Source organism: Paenibacillus sp. UNC451MF (genome assembly GCF_000686845.1).
In the GTDB taxonomy this organism is placed as follows: domain Bacteria; phylum Bacillota; class Bacilli; order Paenibacillales; family NBRC-103111; genus Paenibacillus_S.
Map to the genome: position 1 here is coordinate 673,656 of NZ_JMLS01000001.1, position 20,096 is coordinate 693,751.

19 protein-coding genes are annotated in these 20,096 nt (G+C 46.3%); 16 read left to right on the plus strand and 3 right to left on the minus strand.

Annotated elements, in window-relative coordinates:
* The first annotated feature begins 27 nt into the window (after positions 1-27).
* From BP97_RS0102965 to BP97_RS0102995, 7 genes are read left to right on the plus strand one after another with little or no spacing between them, the layout of a single operon-like run.
* Positions 28-1,728 (plus strand): sensor histidine kinase, encoded by a 1,701-nt coding sequence (locus BP97_RS0102965; protein WP_197035400.1) that lies wholly within the window; start codon positions 28-30, stop codon positions 1,726-1,728.
* A gap of 49 nt (positions 1,729-1,777) precedes the next feature.
* Positions 1,778-3,406: a response regulator transcription factor gene (locus BP97_RS0102970; RefSeq protein WP_028547776.1), complete on the plus strand. Its 1,629-nt coding sequence runs from the start codon at positions 1,778-1,780 to the stop codon at positions 3,404-3,406.
* 38 nt (positions 3,407-3,444) lie between these two features.
* On the plus strand, positions 3,445-4,599 hold the full coding sequence (locus tag BP97_RS0102975) for an ABC transporter substrate-binding protein (RefSeq protein WP_036745338.1): 1,155 nt from the start codon (positions 3,445-3,447) through the stop codon (positions 4,597-4,599).
* Positions 4,596-5,747 carry a CaiB/BaiF CoA transferase family protein gene (locus BP97_RS0102980; protein WP_028547778.1) on the plus strand — a complete coding sequence of 384 codons (1,152 nt, stop codon included), beginning with the start codon at positions 4,596-4,598 and terminating at the stop codon, positions 5,745-5,747. Before BP97_RS0102975 ends, BP97_RS0102980 begins: the two co-directional genes overlap by 4 nt.
* Before the next feature lie 21 nt (positions 5,748-5,768).
* Positions 5,769-6,929 (plus strand): CaiB/BaiF CoA transferase family protein, encoded by a 1,161-nt coding sequence (locus BP97_RS0102985; RefSeq protein WP_028547779.1) that lies wholly within the window; start codon positions 5,769-5,771, stop codon positions 6,927-6,929.
* Complete coding sequence (locus tag BP97_RS0102990; RefSeq protein WP_028547780.1) at positions 6,926-7,456, plus strand: MaoC family dehydratase; 531 nt, start codon at positions 6,926-6,928, stop codon at positions 7,454-7,456. The genes BP97_RS0102985 and BP97_RS0102990 overlap by 4 nt, the downstream gene beginning before the upstream one ends.
* Before the next feature lie 2 nt (positions 7,457-7,458).
* Positions 7,459-7,917: a MaoC/PaaZ C-terminal domain-containing protein gene (locus BP97_RS0102995; RefSeq protein WP_028547781.1), complete on the plus strand. Its 459-nt coding sequence runs from the start codon at positions 7,459-7,461 to the stop codon at positions 7,915-7,917.
* Positions 7,918-7,925: 8 nt separating this feature from the next.
* Here the strand turns inward: BP97_RS0102995 and BP97_RS0103000 are convergent, their stop codons facing one another.
* On the minus strand, positions 7,926-8,879 hold the full coding sequence (locus tag BP97_RS0103000) for a GntR family transcriptional regulator (RefSeq protein ID WP_028547782.1): 954 nt from the start codon (positions 8,877-8,879) through the stop codon (positions 7,926-7,928).
* 148 nt (positions 8,880-9,027) lie between these two features.
* On the opposite strand from BP97_RS0103000, the gene BP97_RS0103005 reads away from it, so the two are divergent.
* From BP97_RS0103005 to BP97_RS0103035, 7 genes are all read left to right on the plus strand, one after another.
* On the plus strand, positions 9,028-9,534 hold the full coding sequence (locus BP97_RS0103005; RefSeq protein WP_051620307.1) for an HPP family protein: 507 nt from the start codon (positions 9,028-9,030) through the stop codon (positions 9,532-9,534).
* 115 nt (positions 9,535-9,649) lie between these two features.
* Complete coding sequence (locus BP97_RS35050) at positions 9,650-12,013, plus strand: ATP-dependent DNA helicase (protein WP_051620308.1); 2,364 nt, start codon at positions 9,650-9,652, stop codon at positions 12,011-12,013.
* Positions 12,014-12,267: 254 nt separating this feature from the next.
* Complete coding sequence (locus BP97_RS35055; protein WP_036745339.1) at positions 12,268-13,290, plus strand: ketoacyl-ACP synthase III; 1,023 nt, start codon at positions 12,268-12,270, stop codon at positions 13,288-13,290.
* Positions 13,291-13,398: 108 nt separating this feature from the next.
* Positions 13,399-14,382, plus strand: coding sequence for a peptide-methionine (S)-S-oxide reductase MsrA (gene msrA, locus BP97_RS0103020; RefSeq protein ID WP_028547784.1), 984 nt, complete (start codon positions 13,399-13,401; stop codon positions 14,380-14,382).
* A 550-nt stretch (positions 14,383-14,932) separates the two neighbouring features.
* A complete protein-coding gene (locus tag BP97_RS0103025) occupies positions 14,933-15,508 on the plus strand; it encodes an RNA polymerase sigma factor (RefSeq protein ID WP_028547785.1) in 576 nt (191 codons plus the stop codon).
* A 2-nt stretch (positions 15,509-15,510) separates the two neighbouring features.
* Complete coding sequence (locus tag BP97_RS0103030) at positions 15,511-16,293, plus strand: hypothetical protein (RefSeq protein WP_028547786.1); 783 nt, start codon at positions 15,511-15,513, stop codon at positions 16,291-16,293.
* Between the two features lie 18 nt (positions 16,294-16,311).
* Positions 16,312-17,244 carry a DUF4367 domain-containing protein gene (locus BP97_RS0103035; protein ID WP_028547787.1) on the plus strand — a complete coding sequence of 311 codons (933 nt, stop codon included), beginning with the start codon at positions 16,312-16,314 and terminating at the stop codon, positions 17,242-17,244.
* A 55-nt stretch (positions 17,245-17,299) separates the two neighbouring features.
* Here the strand turns inward: BP97_RS0103035 and mgrA are convergent, their stop codons facing one another.
* On the minus strand, positions 17,300-18,286 hold the full coding sequence (gene mgrA / locus BP97_RS0103040) for an L-glyceraldehyde 3-phosphate reductase (protein ID WP_028547788.1): 987 nt from the start codon (positions 18,284-18,286) through the stop codon (positions 17,300-17,302).
* Between the two features lie 705 nt (positions 18,287-18,991).
* Between mgrA and BP97_RS0103050 the strand changes: the two genes are divergently transcribed.
* Positions 18,992-19,489, plus strand: a complete 498-nt coding sequence (locus BP97_RS0103050; protein ID WP_028547790.1) for a hypothetical protein — start codon at positions 18,992-18,994, stop codon at positions 19,487-19,489.
* A 197-nt stretch (positions 19,490-19,686) separates the two neighbouring features.
* A complete protein-coding gene (locus tag BP97_RS39500) occupies positions 19,687-19,851 on the plus strand; it encodes a VOC family protein (RefSeq protein WP_231506195.1) in 165 nt (54 codons plus the stop codon).
* 19 nt (positions 19,852-19,870) lie between these two features.
* Here the strand turns inward: BP97_RS39500 and BP97_RS0103060 are convergent.
* The coding region (locus BP97_RS0103060) for an IS3 family transposase (protein WP_028547791.1) at positions 19,871-20,096 on the minus strand (226 nt) is incomplete at its 5' end.

Below are 20,096 nucleotides of genomic sequence, written 5' to 3' on the forward strand. Positions count from 1 at the left end.
GGGGGCATGAACAGGATGAGATGGAAAATGAACATATTTAAAAAAATGGTACTTTTCATCATACTGCTGTTGATTCCCATTGTCGTGCTGTACAGCTTCTCGAACCGGGTTTCCATTGGTGTTGTGGAGGAAGAAATTCAGAATTCTAACTTGAATCGAGTCTCTTTCTTTACGTCCCAAATGGATAATGTGGTTAACCAGCTATCGATTATTCCCTATATTATTAACAAGGATTACAGTATCCAGGAGCTATTGAACAGCAAGCAGGAATATGAGCAGCTAAGGCTACAGGAAGCTATTGTGAGCAAGCTAACCATATTAAGCGCTACAAGCAATTGGTCCAATAGGTTGACGATTTACTTGCCCAAGCTGAAGCAAGCTATATCCAACGATTACAGCGGCGTGTATGATCCGGCATTTTTGCGCCATAATATCAAACCCAATTGGGAGTACTACCCGGAGGGCGATTCGTATTTTGCCAAATTTATGTTAAGCCCTTTAATCTCCTATAAAAATCCGGAAGACGCGGAGGCTATCACGGAAGTACGGTTTTCACGGCAAAATATTATGAATATGCTGGCCGATTACAAGCAGGATGGAAACGGGGATCCGTTTCTATACTCCCCTGGGTACGAGCCGATTGTGAATGGCGCATCCAATAGAGCGCTGATACAGGAACTGATCGCTTATTTAAATAAACAAACGCTTGATCCATTAGGCCATACCATCGTAGAGCTCGGCAAAGAGAAATATTTGGTCAATTATGTACAGTCGAAAAGTCTTGGCTGGTATGTCGTAGACTATGTGCCGCTTCAACAAATTTTGTCGCCCATCGTAAAGAGCCGCAATTTCTTTTATGGCTCCATTGCGTTGTTATTGATTATGAGCGTAGTCGTCTCGCTGCTTATATATAAGCAGGTACAAATCCCTATCAAGCTCCTGCTCAGAGGGGTGCAGGGCATTCAATCCGGCAAGTACGGGCTTCGTTTGAATCACAATCCGAACAATGAATTTGAATATTTATTCTCGCGGTTTAATGAAATGGCAGCCGAAATTCAAATCTTAGTTGAAAAGGTTTACATGGAAAATATCCGGTTTAGGGAAGTGAAGTTGAAACAGCTGCAATCCCAAATCAATCCGCATTTTTTGTACAACTGTTTGTTTTTTATCAAAAATATGATAGCGGTTGGAGATAAAGAGGCAGCAACGGAAATGGTGCTCAATTTGGGTGAATATTTCCGACACATTACGAAGCTGGAGAACACGATGACTACGCTTCAAGAAGAATTGAAGATGGTCCAAAACTATTTAAATATTCAAAACCTGCGCATGGAACGGTTTCACTATGAAATCGACATTCCGGAATCTATGATGCAGCTTGAAATTCCCAGACTGCTTATTCAGCCCATTGTAGAAAATGCCATATTGCATGGGATCGGCAAAAGCGAGCGTTACGGCATTCTGACGATAGAAGGGGAACGGCAATGGGGAGAAAACAAAATTATTATCGACGATAATGGAATCGGAATGTCGCCTGAGCAGTTGGCAGAGCTGCAGCATAAAATTTCAATGCCGATGGATCAGGAAATGAGCTGCGGTTTGTGGAATGTGCATCAACGGTTATTGTATCAATTTAAGGATAACTCCGGTCTTATCTTGTCTCAGTCACCAACCGGCGGGGTCAGGGTTGTTCTGAAGTGGGAAGAACGGGAATCGGATCGTACCTGAGTGGTTAAGCCATATCTTTTCTGACGAAAACTCATCAAGGGGTGGTTCGATGCTGCAATTGCTGTTGGTAGACGATGAAATGAACGTGGTGGAGTCATTGGCATCTACTTTGCCTTGGCATGATATTGGGATCGGCAAGGTTCACAAAGCATTCTCGGCGACAGAAGCGCTGGACATCCTGAAAACGAATGCCATTGACATTGTGATCACCGATATCAGTATGCCGGGAATGGACGGCTTGGAGCTTATCCAACAAATTCAATGGAACTGGAAGAATACAAAGTGCATTCTGCTGACCGGCTATGCTGAATTTGATTACGCCCAAAAAGCGATTCAAAACCAGATCAGCGACTATTTGCTAAAGCCGATCAGCGATCAGGATATTATGTTCAGAGTCAAGAAGGTCGTGGAAATCATCCACATGGAGCTCGAAACGAACCAGACGTATCAGCAGGCGTTAAAAGCGCTGAACGATCATTTGCCTAAGTTAAAGGGAGAGTTCCTCAATGAGCTGCTGCAAGGGAAAAGGATATCCTCCGAGCAATCGTTGGAGAAGCTGAGGCAGCTGGATATTCCGGTTAGGCTTAATGATGATTTTTGTTTGCTGTTGATCCGCTATAAGGAACAGTTTGCCGATTACGATCCTTTTGAGATGTCGTTGATGAAGTTTGCAATTGGTAATCTGGCTGAAGAAACGTTGGATGAATATTTCCAGCTGTGGATAGCCCAGGATGTCCACGAGTATTTAGTCGTTCTTGCTTCTCCCAATGATAAGCTGAAGCACAGCAAGGCAGATATGGCCTTGAAATATCATATGGAACGTCTGGCCAATCAGCTTCAATTAAATGTTCAACTGTATTTAAAACGAAAAATATCGGTATTGATCAGCCAATGGGGAGTATTCCCTACGGATCTGACCAAGCTGTATCATAATTCTCTGGCTATCTTCAGAAAAAGGTTTGGGAACGAGAAGGACCTTCCGGTGTACACCATCGGTGAGGCTGAAATCGCAAACATGAATGCATTATACCGGCTGTATGAGCCGCCGATGCTCGTTCATTTGATGGAGGCAGGCAATTGGAATGCGGTGGAGCAGAAGCTGGAATCGATTTTGGAAGAGTTGGAGCAGTTCTGGCCCGAATCGACAGAGCATATTACGGAGGCATTTTTCTCCGTCTTTGCCTCCTTCTCCTTCATCGCCCATAAAAGCGGCAAAAGCTTGGCAGAGCTCATAGGAAGTGAGTATACGAGAGGCAGGGAGCTGGCTCCGTGTAAAACGGTGCAGGCGCTGAGAGCCTGGATACAAGCCGTTATGGAGAAAATTGAGCTCTACACAAAAAGTGAAACGAAAAATGCCCGTGAATCAGCTGTTCGTCAAATTCAAAAATATGTTCAAGCCCATCTGACTGAGGATGTCTCGCTCCAGAGAATTTCGGACTATTTGCAGATGCATCCAACTTATCTTTCAAGAATTTATAAGCTGGAGACCGGCGATAACTTAAGTGATTACATTTACCTCTTGAAGATGGAAAGAGCAGCACATCTATTGAAGACATCGACGAGTAAAATTTACGAGATATCGATTGAAGTCGGTTATCAGAATCCGAATTATTTCATCAAAATATTCAAAAAGCATTTCGGTGTTACGCCGCAGGATTATCGGACGAACAACAAATAACGTAACCGACTACCGAACTACAGATGGAGGCTGACGGAATGAGCATCGTGCTAAAAGGAATTACATGGAATCACAGCAGGGGCTATGTCCCTATGGTAGCAACTGCGCAGCGGTTTGCCGAGATGAATCCGGGAGTGGAGATCCAGTGGGAGAAGCGCTCGCTGCAGCAGTTTGCGGATGCACCGATTCAGCAGCTTGCCAAGCAGTATGATCTGCTGGTAATCGACCATCCGTGGGCAGGCTTTGCAGCGGACAAAAACATTTTGGTGCCGTTAGAGCAGCAGCTGCCTGCTGAATACTTACTGGATCAAGCTAGACATTCGGTGGGACGGTCGCACGAAAGCTACAATTTTGACGGATATCAAACCGCACTGGCAATCGATGCTGCGACACCGGTAGCTTCCTATCGCGCCGATATTTTGGCAAGAGAAGGATTACGGGTTCCTGAAACGTGGGAGGAGCTTATCGAGCTTGCCAAGCTCGGCTTTGTTGTATTTCCTGGTATTCCAATTGATTCACTAATGAATTTTTATATGATGTGCAGTAGTCAGGGAGAAGATCCTTTCTTGCAGGAGGATCAAGTCGTTAGCAAGGAAATGGGTCTGCAAGCGCTGGAACAACTGAAGGAGCTTGTGGGTTATTGCCATCCGGAAATGTTCGGCTGGAACCCGATCCAGGTGTACGAGGCGATGACGGTTCGTGACGATATCGCTTACTGTCCATTTGCTTACGGATATTCAAACTATTCCCGCTATGGGTATTCGGAGTATGGGTTAACTTTCTCAGATATGGTGAGGATCGGATCGAATGAAAAATTGAGGACGACCCTAGGGGGAACCGGCCTTGCGATATCTGTTGAGTGTAAGCATTTGGATATGGCGCTGCAGTATGTTGCTTATACGGCAGATCCTCAATCTCAGAAAACCGTTTATGTGGAAAACGGAGGGCAACCGGGGCATCGAAGCGCTTGGACGGATTCAGAAGTCAATCGCAGGTGCGGCCATTATTTTAACAATACGCTCCCTGCGTTGGATCGTTCCTTTCTGCGTCCACGATACAGCGGTTATTTGAATTTCCAGGACCATGCGGGTGACTTTGTGCGGAATTATATGATGCATGGCGGGAATGCGGTGGAAGTACTGGAGAGAATGAACGGACTTTATAGGGAATCGAGAAAAGGGGATGCGCTATGAGACCGTTGGAAGGGCTCGTCGTTCTGGAGTTTTGCCAGTTTTTATCCGGACCTTCAGCAGGCTTGAGATTGGCCGACATGGGGGCGAGAGTCATCAAGATCGAACGTCCGGGTATGGGGGATATGTGTAGGCAATTAACCATCAGCAATTTGAAGCTTAATGGTGAGAGTGCCTTGTTTCAAACTATTAATCGAAACAAGGAAAGTTACTCAGCCGATCTCAAGAATGTCCATGATCTGTTAAGCATTAAGGAGCTGATTGTTAAGGCGGATGTCATAATCGAAAACTTCCGCCCCGGAACGATGGAGAAGCTCGGTCTGGGTTATGAGATGGTGCGTCAGATCAATCCGAGGATCATCTATGCGAGCATAACGGGATACGGAAAGGAGGGCCCATGGCGGGATAAGCCAGGTCAAGATCTGCTTGTCCAATCACTGTCCGGTTTGAATTGGTTGAACGGCGATAGCGATCAGCCGCCGGTTCCGTTCGGATTAGCCGTAGCCGATATGCTAACGGGAGCTCACTTGGTGCAGGGTATCCTGGCTTGCCTTGTCCGCAGAAGTGTCAGTGGGCAAGGAGGACTGGTTGAAGTCAGCTTGCTGGAGTCGATGCTCGATTTTCAATTTGAGGTACTGACAACGTTTTTGAATGATGGGGGCCAGCCGCCTGTTCGGAGCGCAATTAACAATGCGCACGCCTATCTTGGTGCACCTTATGGCATTTATGAGACCGCCGATGGTTATATTGCTCTGGCCATGGGTTCCGTAGTCAAGCTGGGCGAGCTGCTGGGCTGTACGGCGATGCAGTCGTTCACAGATCCTAAGGAGTGGTTCACGCGCAGGGATGAGATTAAGACGATATTGGCAGAGCATTTGAAAAGCCGAACCACAAGGGAATGGCTCGATGCCTTGGAGCCAGCAGATTATTGGTGTTCGGATGTGCTGACGTGGGAGCGGCTAATGGAGCACGAAGGATTTCAAGTTCTGGATATGCTTCAAGAAGTGGGAGGACCCGGTAGGACAGGAATGAAGACGACATGCTGCCCGATTCGCATCAATGGTGCAAGGCTGAAGTCGGTCAAAGGTGCCCCCTTAGTAGGTGAGGACAACCAGGACATCAATCAGGATTTCGGTTTAAGCAGGCTTTAAGCGAGAGGGGAAGCGAATGTGATGCAGCAAGGCGCAAAACCGCTGGAAGGCATTCTTGTGCTCGATTTCAGCCAATTTTTATCCGGTCCCTCCGCAGCTCTTCGGTTGGCTGATATGGGTGCACGAGTTATCAAAATCGAGAAGCCGGACACAGGTGATATATGCAGAACGCTGTATATTTCCAACCTGGAGCTGGACGGGGACAGTACGTTGTTTCATTCGATCAATAGGAATAAGGAAAGCTACGCTGCCGACCTTAAGAATAAAGCTCAGTTGGAGCAAATTCAACGGTTGATAAGGCAAGCGGACGTGATGATTCAAAATTTTCGCCCTGGAGTCATGGAGCGATTAGGTCTTCATTACGAGCAGGTCAAAGAATGGAACCCACGGCTGGTCTACGGACAAATCAGCGGATATGGAAACGATGGGCCTTGGAAAGACAAACCAGGTCAAGATCTGCTGGTCCAATCCGTATCCGGTTTAGCTTGGCTGAACGGAGCAGAATCTCAGCCTCCACTTCCGCTTGGATTGGCTGTCGTTGACATGGCGGCAGGTGCCCATCTGGTGCAGGGCATCCTTGCGGGGTTATACCGTAGAGGTATAACAGGGAATGGCTGCCATATCGAAGTTAGTCTGCTGGATTCGATTTTGGATTTTCAATTCACAGAATTGACCGCGTTTCTGAATGGAGGCGGGGTTCCAATACGCTCTAGAGTGAACCATGCTCATGTATATAGACCTGCACCCTATGGTGTGTATAAGACGGCTGATGGCTACTTGGCATTAGCATCAGGCTCGGTGCCTGAGCTTGGACTTCTATTCGGATGCGATGATCTGGCCAAGTTTGTAGGCGAGGATTCCTGGTATGAGGATAAAGAGGCTATCAACGCAATCATTGCCGAGCATCTAGCTGAAGCTCCGACGGTCAAGTGGCTTGAACTGCTGGAGTCCGGAGGCTTTGAATGCGCTGAAGTATTGACGTGGGAGAGCCTTCATCAAGAAGCAGCCTTTCAGGATCTGGACATGATCCAGACGGTGTACCTTGGTAGCGGAGCTGCGCTTAACACCACGCGATGCCCTATTCGTTTTGACAATACGATATATAAAGCACCCAAAGGCTCGCCCAAAATAGGTGAAGACAACGAGTCCATAAATCAATGGCTGGAGGCGACATTCATATGAACGAAACCCAAACGAATAGCAGTAGACCGCATCAGGAGCTGCCGGTGTTTAATACGGAATCCTGGATGTATGAAGAATTTGAAGTAGGCTGCAAAATACGTTCGATTCGACGCACGATCTCCGAGGGAGAGAGCATGCAATTCAATGCGCTGGTCATGGATATGCATCCTTATGTAGCAGACGAAATGTTCGCTAAGGAAGAAGGCCTATTCGGACGACGCCTCGTCGCTGGTGCTTTGGTATTTAGCATGGGACTTGGGCTGATGGCACATAACAATATCCATACTTTCAGCTATGGGTACGATAAACTAAGATTCATTAAGCCGGTGTTTATCGGTGACACTATTTATACAGTAAGAACGCATTTAGAGAAAAGACCTAAATACAAGGAGCTGGGGCTTGTGAAGGTCAGCTATGAGGTATATAAAAATGAAGGTGAGCTCGTTATGTATTGCGAGCATCTTCAAACGGTAAAATACCGGAATCCGGAAGCTTGGCAGCATTTGGTCGAGAAAAAGGAGGTATAGCCATGGGTTTCCGTTCGATTTATTTTGAAGAGTATGAGATTGGATCCAGCCGTGAGACGATGGGACGTACGATCACGGAGACCGATGTCGTTATGCATGCAGGACAAACGGGTGATTTTTACCCTCATCATATGGATGCCGAGTGGTGCAAAACACAAGAATTCAAACAGCGAATTGCTCACGGTACGCTAATATTCAGCGTAGGCGTAGGGATGACCGCAGGAGAAATCAATCCTGAGGCATTCTCTTATGGCTATGACCGCCTTCGCTTCATCAAGCCGGTATTTATCGGTGATACGATCTATGTCAAGACAACTATTAAAGAAAAACGGGATTATCCGAAGCGTCCCGAATACGGAATTGTAGTGGAGCTTGTGGAAGTGACTAACCAGCATGAAGCGCTCGTCTTGGTGTGCGAGCATTTGCTGCTCACGGCAAGAAATACAGCGACAGCCGGTTAATCACAGGGTTAACGCAGATTTTTCAGTAATTCCTCACTGCTTTTCTCAAGTACTAGCGGATAGGCGGCGACTTTGTCGGGTGCCAGGTGCTTCAGTTCGTCGTAAACGGCGCTTGATGCGTACAGCTTATCCGCTTGTTTAATAAGCTCCCTCAATTTTACCTCGTCGTTCATACCAAGAGGTACACTGACAATATGTTCAATTCCCGCATCAGCTGCCTTTTGAGCCATCCATTGGCCCCCTTTCAGCCCCAAGCAGACAAAGCCTACTTGACTTCCCTTCGAACGCTTAGCCACATCCATCAGCACGCCAAAATCAACCGTGGCACCGAGTGTTATTACCTGTTTTCTCGCTCCGACAAGACCACGAACTTCTTCCGCATGATTTAAGGTAGTCAATACGGTATCAGCCTGATGAATCAACTCCTCCAAGATAGAGCTTGCCTTAGTCAAGTCTTCCAGATAGAAGCAGTTGACAGTCGCGCCAGTCAGACGAATGATTTCGTTACGGTAAAACGGATAATCATGCTCGCGGCATTCGATGAACAAGAGCGTTGGCTTATCATCTTGCACGTGACCAAGCAGCTGGACATAGGCCATGCCTGCTACGGCAAAATCGTCCAGGTCCATTTTGCGTTCAGCCGCCTCCTGAATCATTCGGGTCCATAGCTCATACATAGACTTTCGGCTTTCGATCAGCTCTGCCGTTTGAGCGCTATCGATAATTTGAGTCCCTTTTCCTTTTTGAACGGATACAATTCCTTCATCTCTCAATTGCGTATAGACGGAATTTATCGTATTGCGGTTAACGTGCAATGTCTCTGCTAATTCGCCTGCGGAAGGAAGCATGTCACCGGGTTTCATTTTGCCGGTACCGATGAACCATTTGAGCTGTTCTTTAATTTGAATGTTTATGGAATAGGAAAGCTCCGGGTCAACTCGCAAAACGAAAGGACGATCCATATAAAATCCTCATTTCATAGTTAAATAGGTATTTATATTATAACGAGGGAAAAACCAATTGACAATAAAGAAAAAAAGCATTATATTCACAAATAACTAAATAACTAGATAAATAGTTATTTATATTTATCTGAATGGATGTGATGTGATGAATATCATTAGTAAGATGTCGGCAACAGACAGAACCCCGTTGAAAGCAGCACCCCGAACGGCAATTCTCGGGTTTATTGGCGGATTTGTATGTATAGGTATCCTTTCTTTACTTACTGGCTGGACCTCTGCTTCGTGGCTTATGGCACCCTTCGGTGCCAGCTGTGTTCTTGCCTTTGGCTTGTGGGATGCTCCTTTATCGCAGCCAAGGAATATTATTGGAGGGCATGTTGTTTCAACCTTGACCGGACTTATAGTATTTTATATATTCGGACAGGGCCCTGCGGCACTTGCGCTAGGTGTCGGCTTGGCGATAAGTGCGATGATATTAACGAAGACGACGCATCCTCCAGCGGGGGCTGATCCGATAGTCGTTATTCTGGCAGGCAGCGGCTGGTCCTTTCTTGTTACTCCGGTTTTGGTAGGTTCGGTTCTGATCGTCGTATGTGCACTTATCATCAACAATCTGGATGAACATAGAAAGTATCCGACATTTTGGATATAAGGGCTGCTTCTACAGCCAATCTGTGCAGGCTTTTACAATTCCTTGCATCGTATGATATGATGGGAACATATGTTTTTATATGAGCATTAGAGCCTTACCGAAAGGCAGGTGCATTATGTCCCATAGGATGAAAGTATCAGTAAGAGCGCTGGTGGAATATGTGTACCGCTCAGGCAGTATCGATACGGGCTTTTGGACAACTGCTTCCTTGCAGGAGGGGACCAAGGCACATCAACAAATCCAAAAAAACTACACCGAGCTTGATCAAAAAGAGGTTCATCTGGCTGGTATTCTTCGTTATGGCGATATTGAGCTTCTGGTGGAGGGGCGTTGCGACGGAATATTGTCAGACGGTGAAGGATTTATAATTGAAGAAATCAAATCTACGGCAGGGAGTCTCGACCGCATTGAGGCAGATACGTATCCTGTCCATTGGGCCCAGGCATATTGTTACGCTTATTTCTTTGCCAAACAGGAGGGACTGGAGAGCTTAAGCGTCCGCCTTACCTATGTACAGGTGGATACGGAGCAGCAGAAGCAATTTTTAAGATCTGTCTCAGTTAACGAGCTTGAGTCAATCATAAAAGCTTTGGCGGCCGCTTACGAGCCTTTTGCCGTTATGCAGCTCAATTACGAGGAAAAGCGAAATCACAGCATTCGGAAGCTCGCATTCCCTTTCGAATCGTATCGTCAAGGGCAAAGATTGTTCGCCGGCGCCGTCTACAAATCGATTGCTGAACGGCAAAAGCTGTTCGCCAAAGCGCCGACCGGTACCGGAAAGACGATTTCGACCTTATTCCCTGCGGTCAAAGCGATCGGCGAAGGTCAGCTTCAACGAATGTTTTACTTGACCGCCAAGACGATTACACGGACGGCTGCGGAGCAAGCCATCAGCTTCATGCAGGCCAAGGGCCTTCATATGCGATGTGCTACGCTGACTGCTAAGGATAAGGTTTGTTTTAAGGAAGAGACCCTTTGCCAAAAAGAATACTGCGAATTTGCCAACGGGTATTACGATCGCATCAATGAGGCTGTCTTGGATATTTTGAACAACGAAACGCTGCTAACGCGGGAGACGTTCGAGAGATATGCCCGTAAACATACAGTATGCCCCTTCGAATATTCGCTGGATGTATCGTATGTCGCCGATGCGGTCATTTGCGATTATAACTATGTCTTTGATCCGCGGACTTCCTTAAAGAGACTGTACGAGGAACAAAAGAAACAGACGGTGCTTCTTATCGACGAAGCACATAATTTGGTTGATCGCGGAAGAGAGATGTTCTCGGCTGAGCTCAGCAAAGCTTCGTTCTTGCAGCTAAAGAGGGATTACAAAGAGATCTGCCGCTCGGTAGCCGGCGCATCCAAAGATATTAATGATTATTTTATTCATTGGCGAAAAGCTCACGCAGAAAGTAAAACCTTCGTACAGCCATGGTTCCCTGAGGGATTGCTCCCACTGGTCGAAGCTTTCGCAGCAGCGGCGGAGGAGGAGCTTGCCTCGGCTTCCGTTGGCATGTCTCCTGCAGGAGAAGCGCAGCAACGGCTGCTGGAAACCTACTTCGCGGTTCAAAGCTTTATTCGCATAGCGGGATATTATAACGAGGCTTATGTCACTTATGCAGAAATGGACCGAAGCGATGTCCGGTTGAAGCTATTTTGCCTTGATCCTTCCACTATGCTGAGCCAAATGAGCAAAGGCTACCGATCTCAGGTGTTTTTCTCCGCTACGCTTTCTCCGCTCTCCTATTACCGAGATATGTTGGGCGGATCGCCTGAGGACTACGTACTCACGATTCCATCGCCTTTTCATAAGGAGCAGCTGGATGTATTGTTATTGCCGGTTTCCACCCGTTATCGCGACAGGGAAGCGACCAAAGGACGGATAGCAGACGGGATCCACCAAGTATTGCAGGAGAAGAAAGGCAACTTTCTGATTTTTTTCCCTTCCTACGATTATTTGAACGGAGTATATGAATGTTTTATCGAGCAGCCTATCGAAGCCGACATCATCGTTCAGCAGACTGCAATGACAGAGGAGGAGCGCGAGGCGTTTCTCGCGTCGTTCCAGCCAGAACGGGACAAGCGCTGTATCGCATTCGCAGTGATGGGAGGTATATTCTCTGAGGGGATCGACCTTGTAGGTGAACGGCTGACAGGGACGGTAATAGTCGGAGTCGGTCTGCCTCAAGTGGGGCTGGAGCGGGATATTATTAAAAGTTATTTTGACGCTGGAGGCCGCAGCGGCTTCGATTACGCTTATGTGTATCCTGGAATCAATAAAGTTCTGCAGGCCGGAGGTCGATTGATACGGACGGAATCGGATCGAGGGACGCTGCTGCTCATCGACGACCGTTTCTCCCAGACGAAATACCAGCAGCTGCTGCCTGAAGAGTGGAAGCCGCTTAAGGCCATTGACATTCCTAGAATGGTTCGAGGGAGCGACGTGATAACATCTTACAGTGATAATGGATCTTAAGTGAATAACGGAATCACGCCTTGTTCATATCTTAAATGGACAAGGCTTTTTGACGCAGGTATATTACTAGTTCGAACAGATTGGAATGCATAAGATCATGATATTGATGTTCACCATATGAATCGGAAACGATAAAAAGCTTGCATGGACCCCTATTGCGATTTGCTCCAAATGTCCATTGACATGGCTGATCGCGAAGGTTATATTTGAATTAGTACTAGGTACTAATACTTGATAATAAAAGGGTGAGGGCTATGGAAATCCAAAAAGCCAGAATAACCGCTATCGGCACGTACGTGCCTGAAAGACGATTAACGAATCACGATTTGGAACGCATGGTGGAAACTAGCGACGAGTGGATCGTTCAGCGCACAGGAATTCGAGAGCGAAGAATCAGCGAACCCAAACAATATACGAGCGATTTGTGTGTGGCTGCTGTAACGGATTTAATGCACAGATACGGAAAGTCCATAGCCGATGTGGATTTTATTATCGTAGCTACAAGTACCCCCGATTTTCCTTTTCCCAGCACAGCTTCCATTATACAGGACCGGCTTGGCATAGCGTCTGCAACAGGAGCTATCGATATAAGCGCGGCATGTGCAGGATTTGTATACGGTCTACATATGGCGAACGGATTGATTGCAGCCGGATTGCACCGTAAAATTCTCGTCATTGGTGCCGAGACGCTGACAAAAATTACGGATTATACGGACCGGACGACATGTGTTTTGTTCGGGGATGGTGCGGGGGCCGTTCTCGTAGAGAAGGAAGAAGGAGATCTGCCTTCGAGCTTCCTTTCCACTCATTTGTCTACAGAAGGAAGCGGAGGAACGCACATCTACCAAACAAGGATTGCTAACCAATGGAATGGCGTGGAATTAATCGATAAGCAGCTGCTAGTGCAAAACGGCAGGGAAGTATTCAAATGGGTCGTCAGAACGGTACCTGAGGGGATGCAGCAAGTGCTGCAAAAAGCTCAGATGGAGATGAATCAGGTGGATTGGTTTATCCCGCACAGTGCCAATCTGCGAATCATAGAGCCTTTATGCGAACGGAGCGGCTTTCCACTGGAGAAAGCTTTGTACAGCTTGGAGTACTTTGGTAATACTTCGGCAGCCACCATTCCTCTTGCCTTGGATTTAGGCTTGCGAGAGGGTAAAGTGCATAACGGGGATCGTGCGCTTCTTTACGGATTTGGAGCAGGTCTCGTGCAAGCGGGATTGCTTATCCATATTCTAATGGACTCTCCGTTGAATGCCCCAACGCCTTTGTAAAAAAACATAATATTTCAAAGTTCCTACACATCCATTTGGTTGCCTGCCGATTTCTTGGTATGATGGTAGGTAGACGGATAACTATCCTAGATGGAGGAGTGAGAAATAGTGGATTCCAATACTAAACAAGAGAGCCAATTGGAGTTGGCTACGTTCGCAGGAGGATGCTTCTGGTGCATGGTAACGCCATTTGACCAGCTACCAGGCATAAAGAAGGTCGTATCAGGCTATACGGGAGGTCACAAGCCGAACCCTACCTATCAAGAGGTATGCTCCGAGACGACAGGTCACGCGGAAGCGGTACAAATTACGTTTGACCCGGCTGTATTTCCATATGAAAAGCTATTGAACACATTCTGGCAGCAAATTGATCCTACCGATGCAGGGGGGCAGTTCCACGATCGCGGACCTTCCTATCGCACAGCCATTTTCTATCATACGGAAGAGCAGCGTCAGAAGGCGGAAGCTTCGAAGGATGCATTAGAAAAGAGCGGCCGCTTTAATAAGCCGATAGCCACTGAGATTGTGCCTGCAAGTGAGTTTTATGAGGCGGAAGAGTACCACCAGGATTACTACACCAAAAATCCGCTGCGTTATAAAATGTACAGAAAAGGCTCCGGTCGTGACGCCTACATTGAGCAGCACTGGAATACAGCTCAAGATAAAGAACGGTTAAGAGACAAATTGACCCAAATGCAGTTTGAGGTGACACAAAATAACGGGACGGAGCCGCCTTTCCAAAATGAATTTTGGGACCATCACGAAGAAGGGCTATATGTAGATATCGTGTCGGGCGAACCTTTATTCAGTTCTAATGATAAATTCGATTCCGGCTGCGGCTGGCCTAGCTTCACCAAGCCTATGGTTTCGGGAAATGTTAAGGAAAAGCAGGATTACAGCCATTTTATGATACGTACGGAGGTACGAAGCCGGGAGGCGGATTCGCATCTGGGTCATGTGTTTACAGACGGGCCTAAGGAAGCAGGAGGACTTCGTTACTGCATCAATTCCGCCGCGCTCCGTTTTATTCCTAAGAATCAGCTGGAGCAGGAAGGCTATGGCTCGTATTTGACCTTGTTCGATAAAGCTTAAGTAGGAAGACGCACTGAGGTTGCGTCTTGAGTCGGTAGTGAAACCTATGAAAACTCAGATGTGTATGTGGTACTCCGGTGGGGTATCCCCTTCCGGCCACTGTTGTTATCGGGAAATATTAAATTAATCGTTTTTACAGTGGGGATTTCCCGATAACAAAGGTGGACGCTTTCGCTCCTACAGGGGATACCCCACCTCCAGCCTTCATCCAGATTCTGAATCATTGGGTTTCTCGACCATCTAAAGACGCACTGATGTGCGTCTTTTTTAATTATGCATCGATCCCAAGTTCGCCAGCCTTCCATTCCATTCCTGCGATTGTAAAGTAATTGAGAACTTGCAGAAGCTGGAGAACTAATTAAAGCTGCATGAATTCAGGCTGGCGAAGTATCTCGACAGCCATAAATATATTCCGTGAGTCGAAATAGTTTGTCTGAATTGTGAACTCGGTTTTTAAAATATGGAAAATGTTTGAAAAAGTACTGCAAATCTCCATGGATACATTATATGATGGATCAGAATTGAAAGCCGTACATTTTTCGGAGGAATCATGTCTAAATCCATACTACTTTTGTTAACTGGTGATATCAGGGCTATTGACCCGATGCTGCAGGAACAAGTATATAAAGAATTTTACCGGCTCGTATACCCGTTAATTATATATATTGTTAAAGATCATCCGACCACCGAAGATATTATCCAAGATACATTTCTTACTATTATTCGGAAAAGCCCTCATGATATCGAGGAAGTCCGATTAAATGCCTGGATTCGTACCGTAGCCCGAAACGCTACCATCAGTTATTTAAGAAAAAATAAAAAAAGACGTGACGAACTTCTTTCTGATGACGTCTATATTGAAAATGCCGTATCATTTATGCATGAACCGGCTTTTTCCACAGAATCCGAGGTAGAGGCAAAGCTTTTGGAAGAAGCTATTATTCATTATATTCATCAGTTGAAACCGATTTATCGTCAGGTGATCCAAATGCGTTGGACCGAATGTTTGTCCTACAAGGAAATGGCGGATCGGTTAGGCGTTACGGAGGAGAAGATCCGTCAAACGCTGCACCGCTCCAGAGAAGCTATCAAGAAAAAACTGCAGCGTGATTGGAAGGTGAAATAGCCTTGAACAGATCTAAATTTGAGGCTGATTTTGAACGTTTATTTGAGGATGCAGTCTCTAAAAGCGAAGATAACGTTCCTATACCTGATGCCGACCCTTCCTGGCAGCGCATGCTGGTTAAGCTTGAAAGGGAGCGGAGAAGAGTCAAATGGCTGCGTGCAGCCAGGTGGTGTGGTCTTACTGCAGCTTCCCTAATGCTGGGAACCTTTCTATTTCATACACTACAGCCGACCGAGGCGTTCCGTCCGATGTTTGATATGGTATATAAGGTCAAGGGAGGATCGGTAAGCTTGAATGTCCGAAGCACAGATCGCGGCTCTACGGAAGGAGCCAAGACGGCACCGCCTCCACCGGATGATGAGCTTGCCCCTCAACCATTGAAGGATAACAGGGACTTGCCTGAGGAGAATACCTTTAGACGGGTTCAGGTTACGATCGACGAAGCTGCTGAAAAGACGCAATTTGTGCTGCCTGTACCTCAATATATCCCTGAAGGATATCGTTTGTCGGATGTTACAATTCATTATTCAATGGGGGAGTCCAAAGCAAGTGCGGCTAAGCTGCAATACAGAAAAGAAACCGATTCCACGCCTCTGTCCATATTGGTCCGCAAGCGTTCCTTCAGTGCGAAAGCGGAACTAACTGACGGTCAACGCGAAGTTACTGCGACCACATCTGGCATCAGAGAGCTTGAGATGAACAAAGATGATATTAATATTGTTGTGAAGGCAGAGCTGGACGAGAAGGTCTTGAACCTGATTGCAGATAGCATGAAATTGAAGTGATATGTTGAAGGAGGTCTTATGAATAAAGGATGGCTGCTTTTATTTAAAGAAGATATCGTTAACCTTACTTCTTCCGTGCAGTTTGCATTGTTTGAACAATATGTCAGAATCGTCTCAGAACAAGAGCTGCTTAAAGGCCTGGATGTTTCAAGCGCACGTTATGTCGTCAAGACGGCCTTCCTTCAAGCCGCTTCTAAGCGATTTATAGAGGTGGATGAAGACCAAATAGCGGAGAAGCTAGTGAAAATAACGGAAGCGCTAGTAGCACGACAGAAGCCTTCACAAACTCCCGGTTTAGAAGTCCTTGGAGCATCGACTTCAAGGTTGATGGAGGCTTGGGACGATGCTTCTTCAGTACTCCAAAGAAAACTGCGCCGCCATAGAAGGTCCAGGCTAATGCTTTCGGTTTGTACATTCACACTGATTTTGCTTGTGGGTGGGTTTGTATTTAGTACAGAGACTCCTGCGCAAAAGCCGGTGCACGAGCCTCTCTCTCTTAGTAGCAGTACTTCCGACGCATCGCAGCCGGTTGACGGAGTTAATGAAATAAGGGACATGAAGGTTACAGCTTCACAAGCGAAGGTATATGCTGATTTTAAGATGAGGATTCCTAATGTTTTGCCAGATGGTTACCATTTTGAAGAAGCACGTGTTTTTTTGAATGAAGGAGCGACGAAATCAAGACATATCATTTTGGTGTATACCAATGAGTCGGAGTACCTGCTCAGAGTCTCTTATTATAAGCTGGCTCCAAACAGTGTAATGTCTACCGGTTTTTATATGCCGGAAAGCACGGAGGATGTATTCTTACGAGGAAGCAAGGGGCTTCTTGCCCAATCGAAGGACCATTACGCCCGTTTGGATTGGTTGGAGGGCGATGTCTTTATCAGCATCTCCGGAAGGGAGATAGAAGGACAGCAGTTAGTCAAAATGGCGGAGAGCCTAAAATAGTTTGGTGTAGGATAAAAACCGTCCGGTGTCCCGGACGGTTTTCTATTCGTGTTGGTTAAGCTAAGATGCGGTCAATGGCAGCCAATTCCTCGCTGCTGAATGCTAAATTAGATAATGCAGCAACGTTTTCTTCGATTTGGCTTGGACGGCTGGCTCCGATCAAAGCTGTTGTCACTCGTTCCTCGCGAAGTACCCATGCAAGAGACATTTGCGCAAGACTTTGACCGCGCTGTGACGCAATTTCGTTGAGTTGACGTACTTTAGCGATTTTTTCTTCCGTTACGTCAGACTCCTTCAGGAAGGTTGAAGGTTTAGCAGCTCTGGAGCCTTCCGGAATGCCGCCCAAGTATTTGTTAGTCAAAAGCCCTTGGGCAAGGGGGCAAAAAGCAATGCTGCCCACACCACGTTCTTTAAGAACATCCTGTAGTCCATTCTCGATCCAACGATTCAGCATCGAATATACAGGCTGATGAATTAGCAGCGGTGTGCCTAGCTGGGTTAAAATACGGATAGCTTCTTCGGTCTTCTCCGGAGTGTACTGGGAGATGCCTACATAGAGAGCTTTGCCTTGACGAACGGCCTGATCCAGAGCGCCCATCGTTTCTTCCAAAGGCGTGTTAGGGTCAAACCGGTGAGAATAAAAGATATCTACATAATCGAGCCCCATCCGTTTTAAGCTTTGGTCCAAGCTGGAAAGCAGATTTTTTCTTGATCCCCATTCGCCGTAAGGTCCTGCCCACATACGATGACCTGCTTTGGTTGAAATAATAAGCTCGTCACGATAAGAAGCGAGATCCTCCTTCAACAGCCTGCCGAACATTTCTTCCGCAGAGCCTGGAGGCGGGCCGTAGTTATTCGCTAAGTCAAAGTGCGTGATGCCGAGATCAAACGCGGTTTTAATCATAGAGCGACCGTTCTCAAACGTGTCCACACCGCCGAAATTATGCCAAAGTCCAAGGGAGATGGCTGGGAGAAGAAGGCCTGACTTCCCGCAGCGGTTGTATTTCATTTCTTGATAACGATTTGGGTTAGCTTGATACATGGGGGAGTACCCTCCTTAGAGTTTTTGCGCCAGCAAAAACTGGCTACGAAAGCATGCACTGAGTTTTTGCGCCAGATGAGTCTTTAACAAGGTTGTAGGCTGACATTCATGGTCTTTAGTATAAGGAAAGACGGAACCCGCGGAAAGTACTGAAAATATATTGCCTAAGTAACATTTAGGTAAGTTAGTACTATGGACGAAACGGGCTTTGGATTTTAAACGAAAAAAATGGTAAAGTAGGTTCTATGTGTAGAAAGTTTGAGAAACGGTTCGAAAAAGGAGATTCGCTGGAATGATATTATTTTTTATCTTGTTTATTTTAATTATGGGGTCCTTTTTTAGTGGTGCGCTCGTCCTGTTTTTCCAGAAGAAAATTAAGCTTGGGTTTATCATGCTTATCCTGGGCATTATAGCAACATTCTTCTTCTATTATTCCATCTATCAGGGGTGGATTACAGTTCCTTCACAGAGTTAGATAAACATTCAGAGAATAAAAAGAGACAAGAAATAAAGAGATCGCCGGCACTCCGGCGATCTTTTTCCGTTTAGCTTGAATGGACAGACACACAATTATCTTTGGGCGGTTCATGAACCCAAGCTCTTGATGACTTTGTCGCATAGTGTATGGTACAGAAAAGTGGGACGTTAGCAGGGCATGTTCCACTTCCCATACAAATGAGGATACTGCAAAGGAAAGGGATTCGTATGAAAAAGACCACCGTGTCCAGACCGACGAGGCCATCTGTGCATGCCTCCAAAAAGACGTCAAAGTCTTCGGTTCATGCTCCCACAAGGAGCGCTGTCCCCAGTAAGCCTCAGCCTTTGAGGCCGAAGCCAAAGAAACAGAGAGTATCGAGACCGAAGTTCAACAATAGTGATATTATGTCTTCCAAGTCAGTAGGCATCAACGGACTTCTAGGTTCCTCGGATGAAGCGCCGTCAGCTGTGAATGAGGCACAGGGAGAAGCAGCGGTTCCTGCAGTCGCTAACGAAAGAGCCGGAGGATCATTTTTAGGTGGCTTTGGAGGAATTGAGGGCATCATATCGATGATGACCAAAGCGCAGCAAATGTTCAAGTTGTTTCAGCAAATGGGTCCTATATTTAAATTGATTAGTTCTTTCGGAGGTGCGAAAGCGACGACAGCGAGTGTAAGAACGAGTAAGGGAACAAAAGCGGTACGCTCGCGAAGAGGAAAGCGGTAAGCCCGAGCCTGAGTCTGGTCACAGAGACCAGGCTTTTTTTTCTCGCAGAGGGCTTCGTTACCTCAAAGTAACTAAATGAAGTCTTCTTCACTCCTTATATTTTTTCTCATTATTTTATATGATGGTATGGAATGCTGCAGCTTTTTGCCGAGCTTCGGGAAGCAGTGGGTGAATAACGATAACGGGAGGTTGTATGAGTGTTGATCAAACGAATCGGACATTTAGCTCTAACTGTGCAGGATATGGTGAAATCGCTTCATTTTTATTGTGATGTTCTTGGTTTTACCAAAGCCTTTGAGCTGCATGATGCGGAAGATAAGCCATGGATAGTTTATTTGCGAGTTGGTCAAGACCCAATTTAGTGGACAGTTAAGAAAAACCCTATTTTGCAAGCTGGCACCGGTACTCTACCGGAGTCAGCTTGTTTAATTTTCTTTGTGGTCTGTGATGGTTATAAAAATAGATATAATTTTCAATTCTGCTTTGTGCTTCCTCAATGGATCGGATATGATATGGATAGAGTGCTTCCGTCTTTAAATGCGAAAAGAAGCTCTCCATGGAGGCGTTGTCATAACAATTGCCTCGGCGAGACATGCTGATTTGGGCG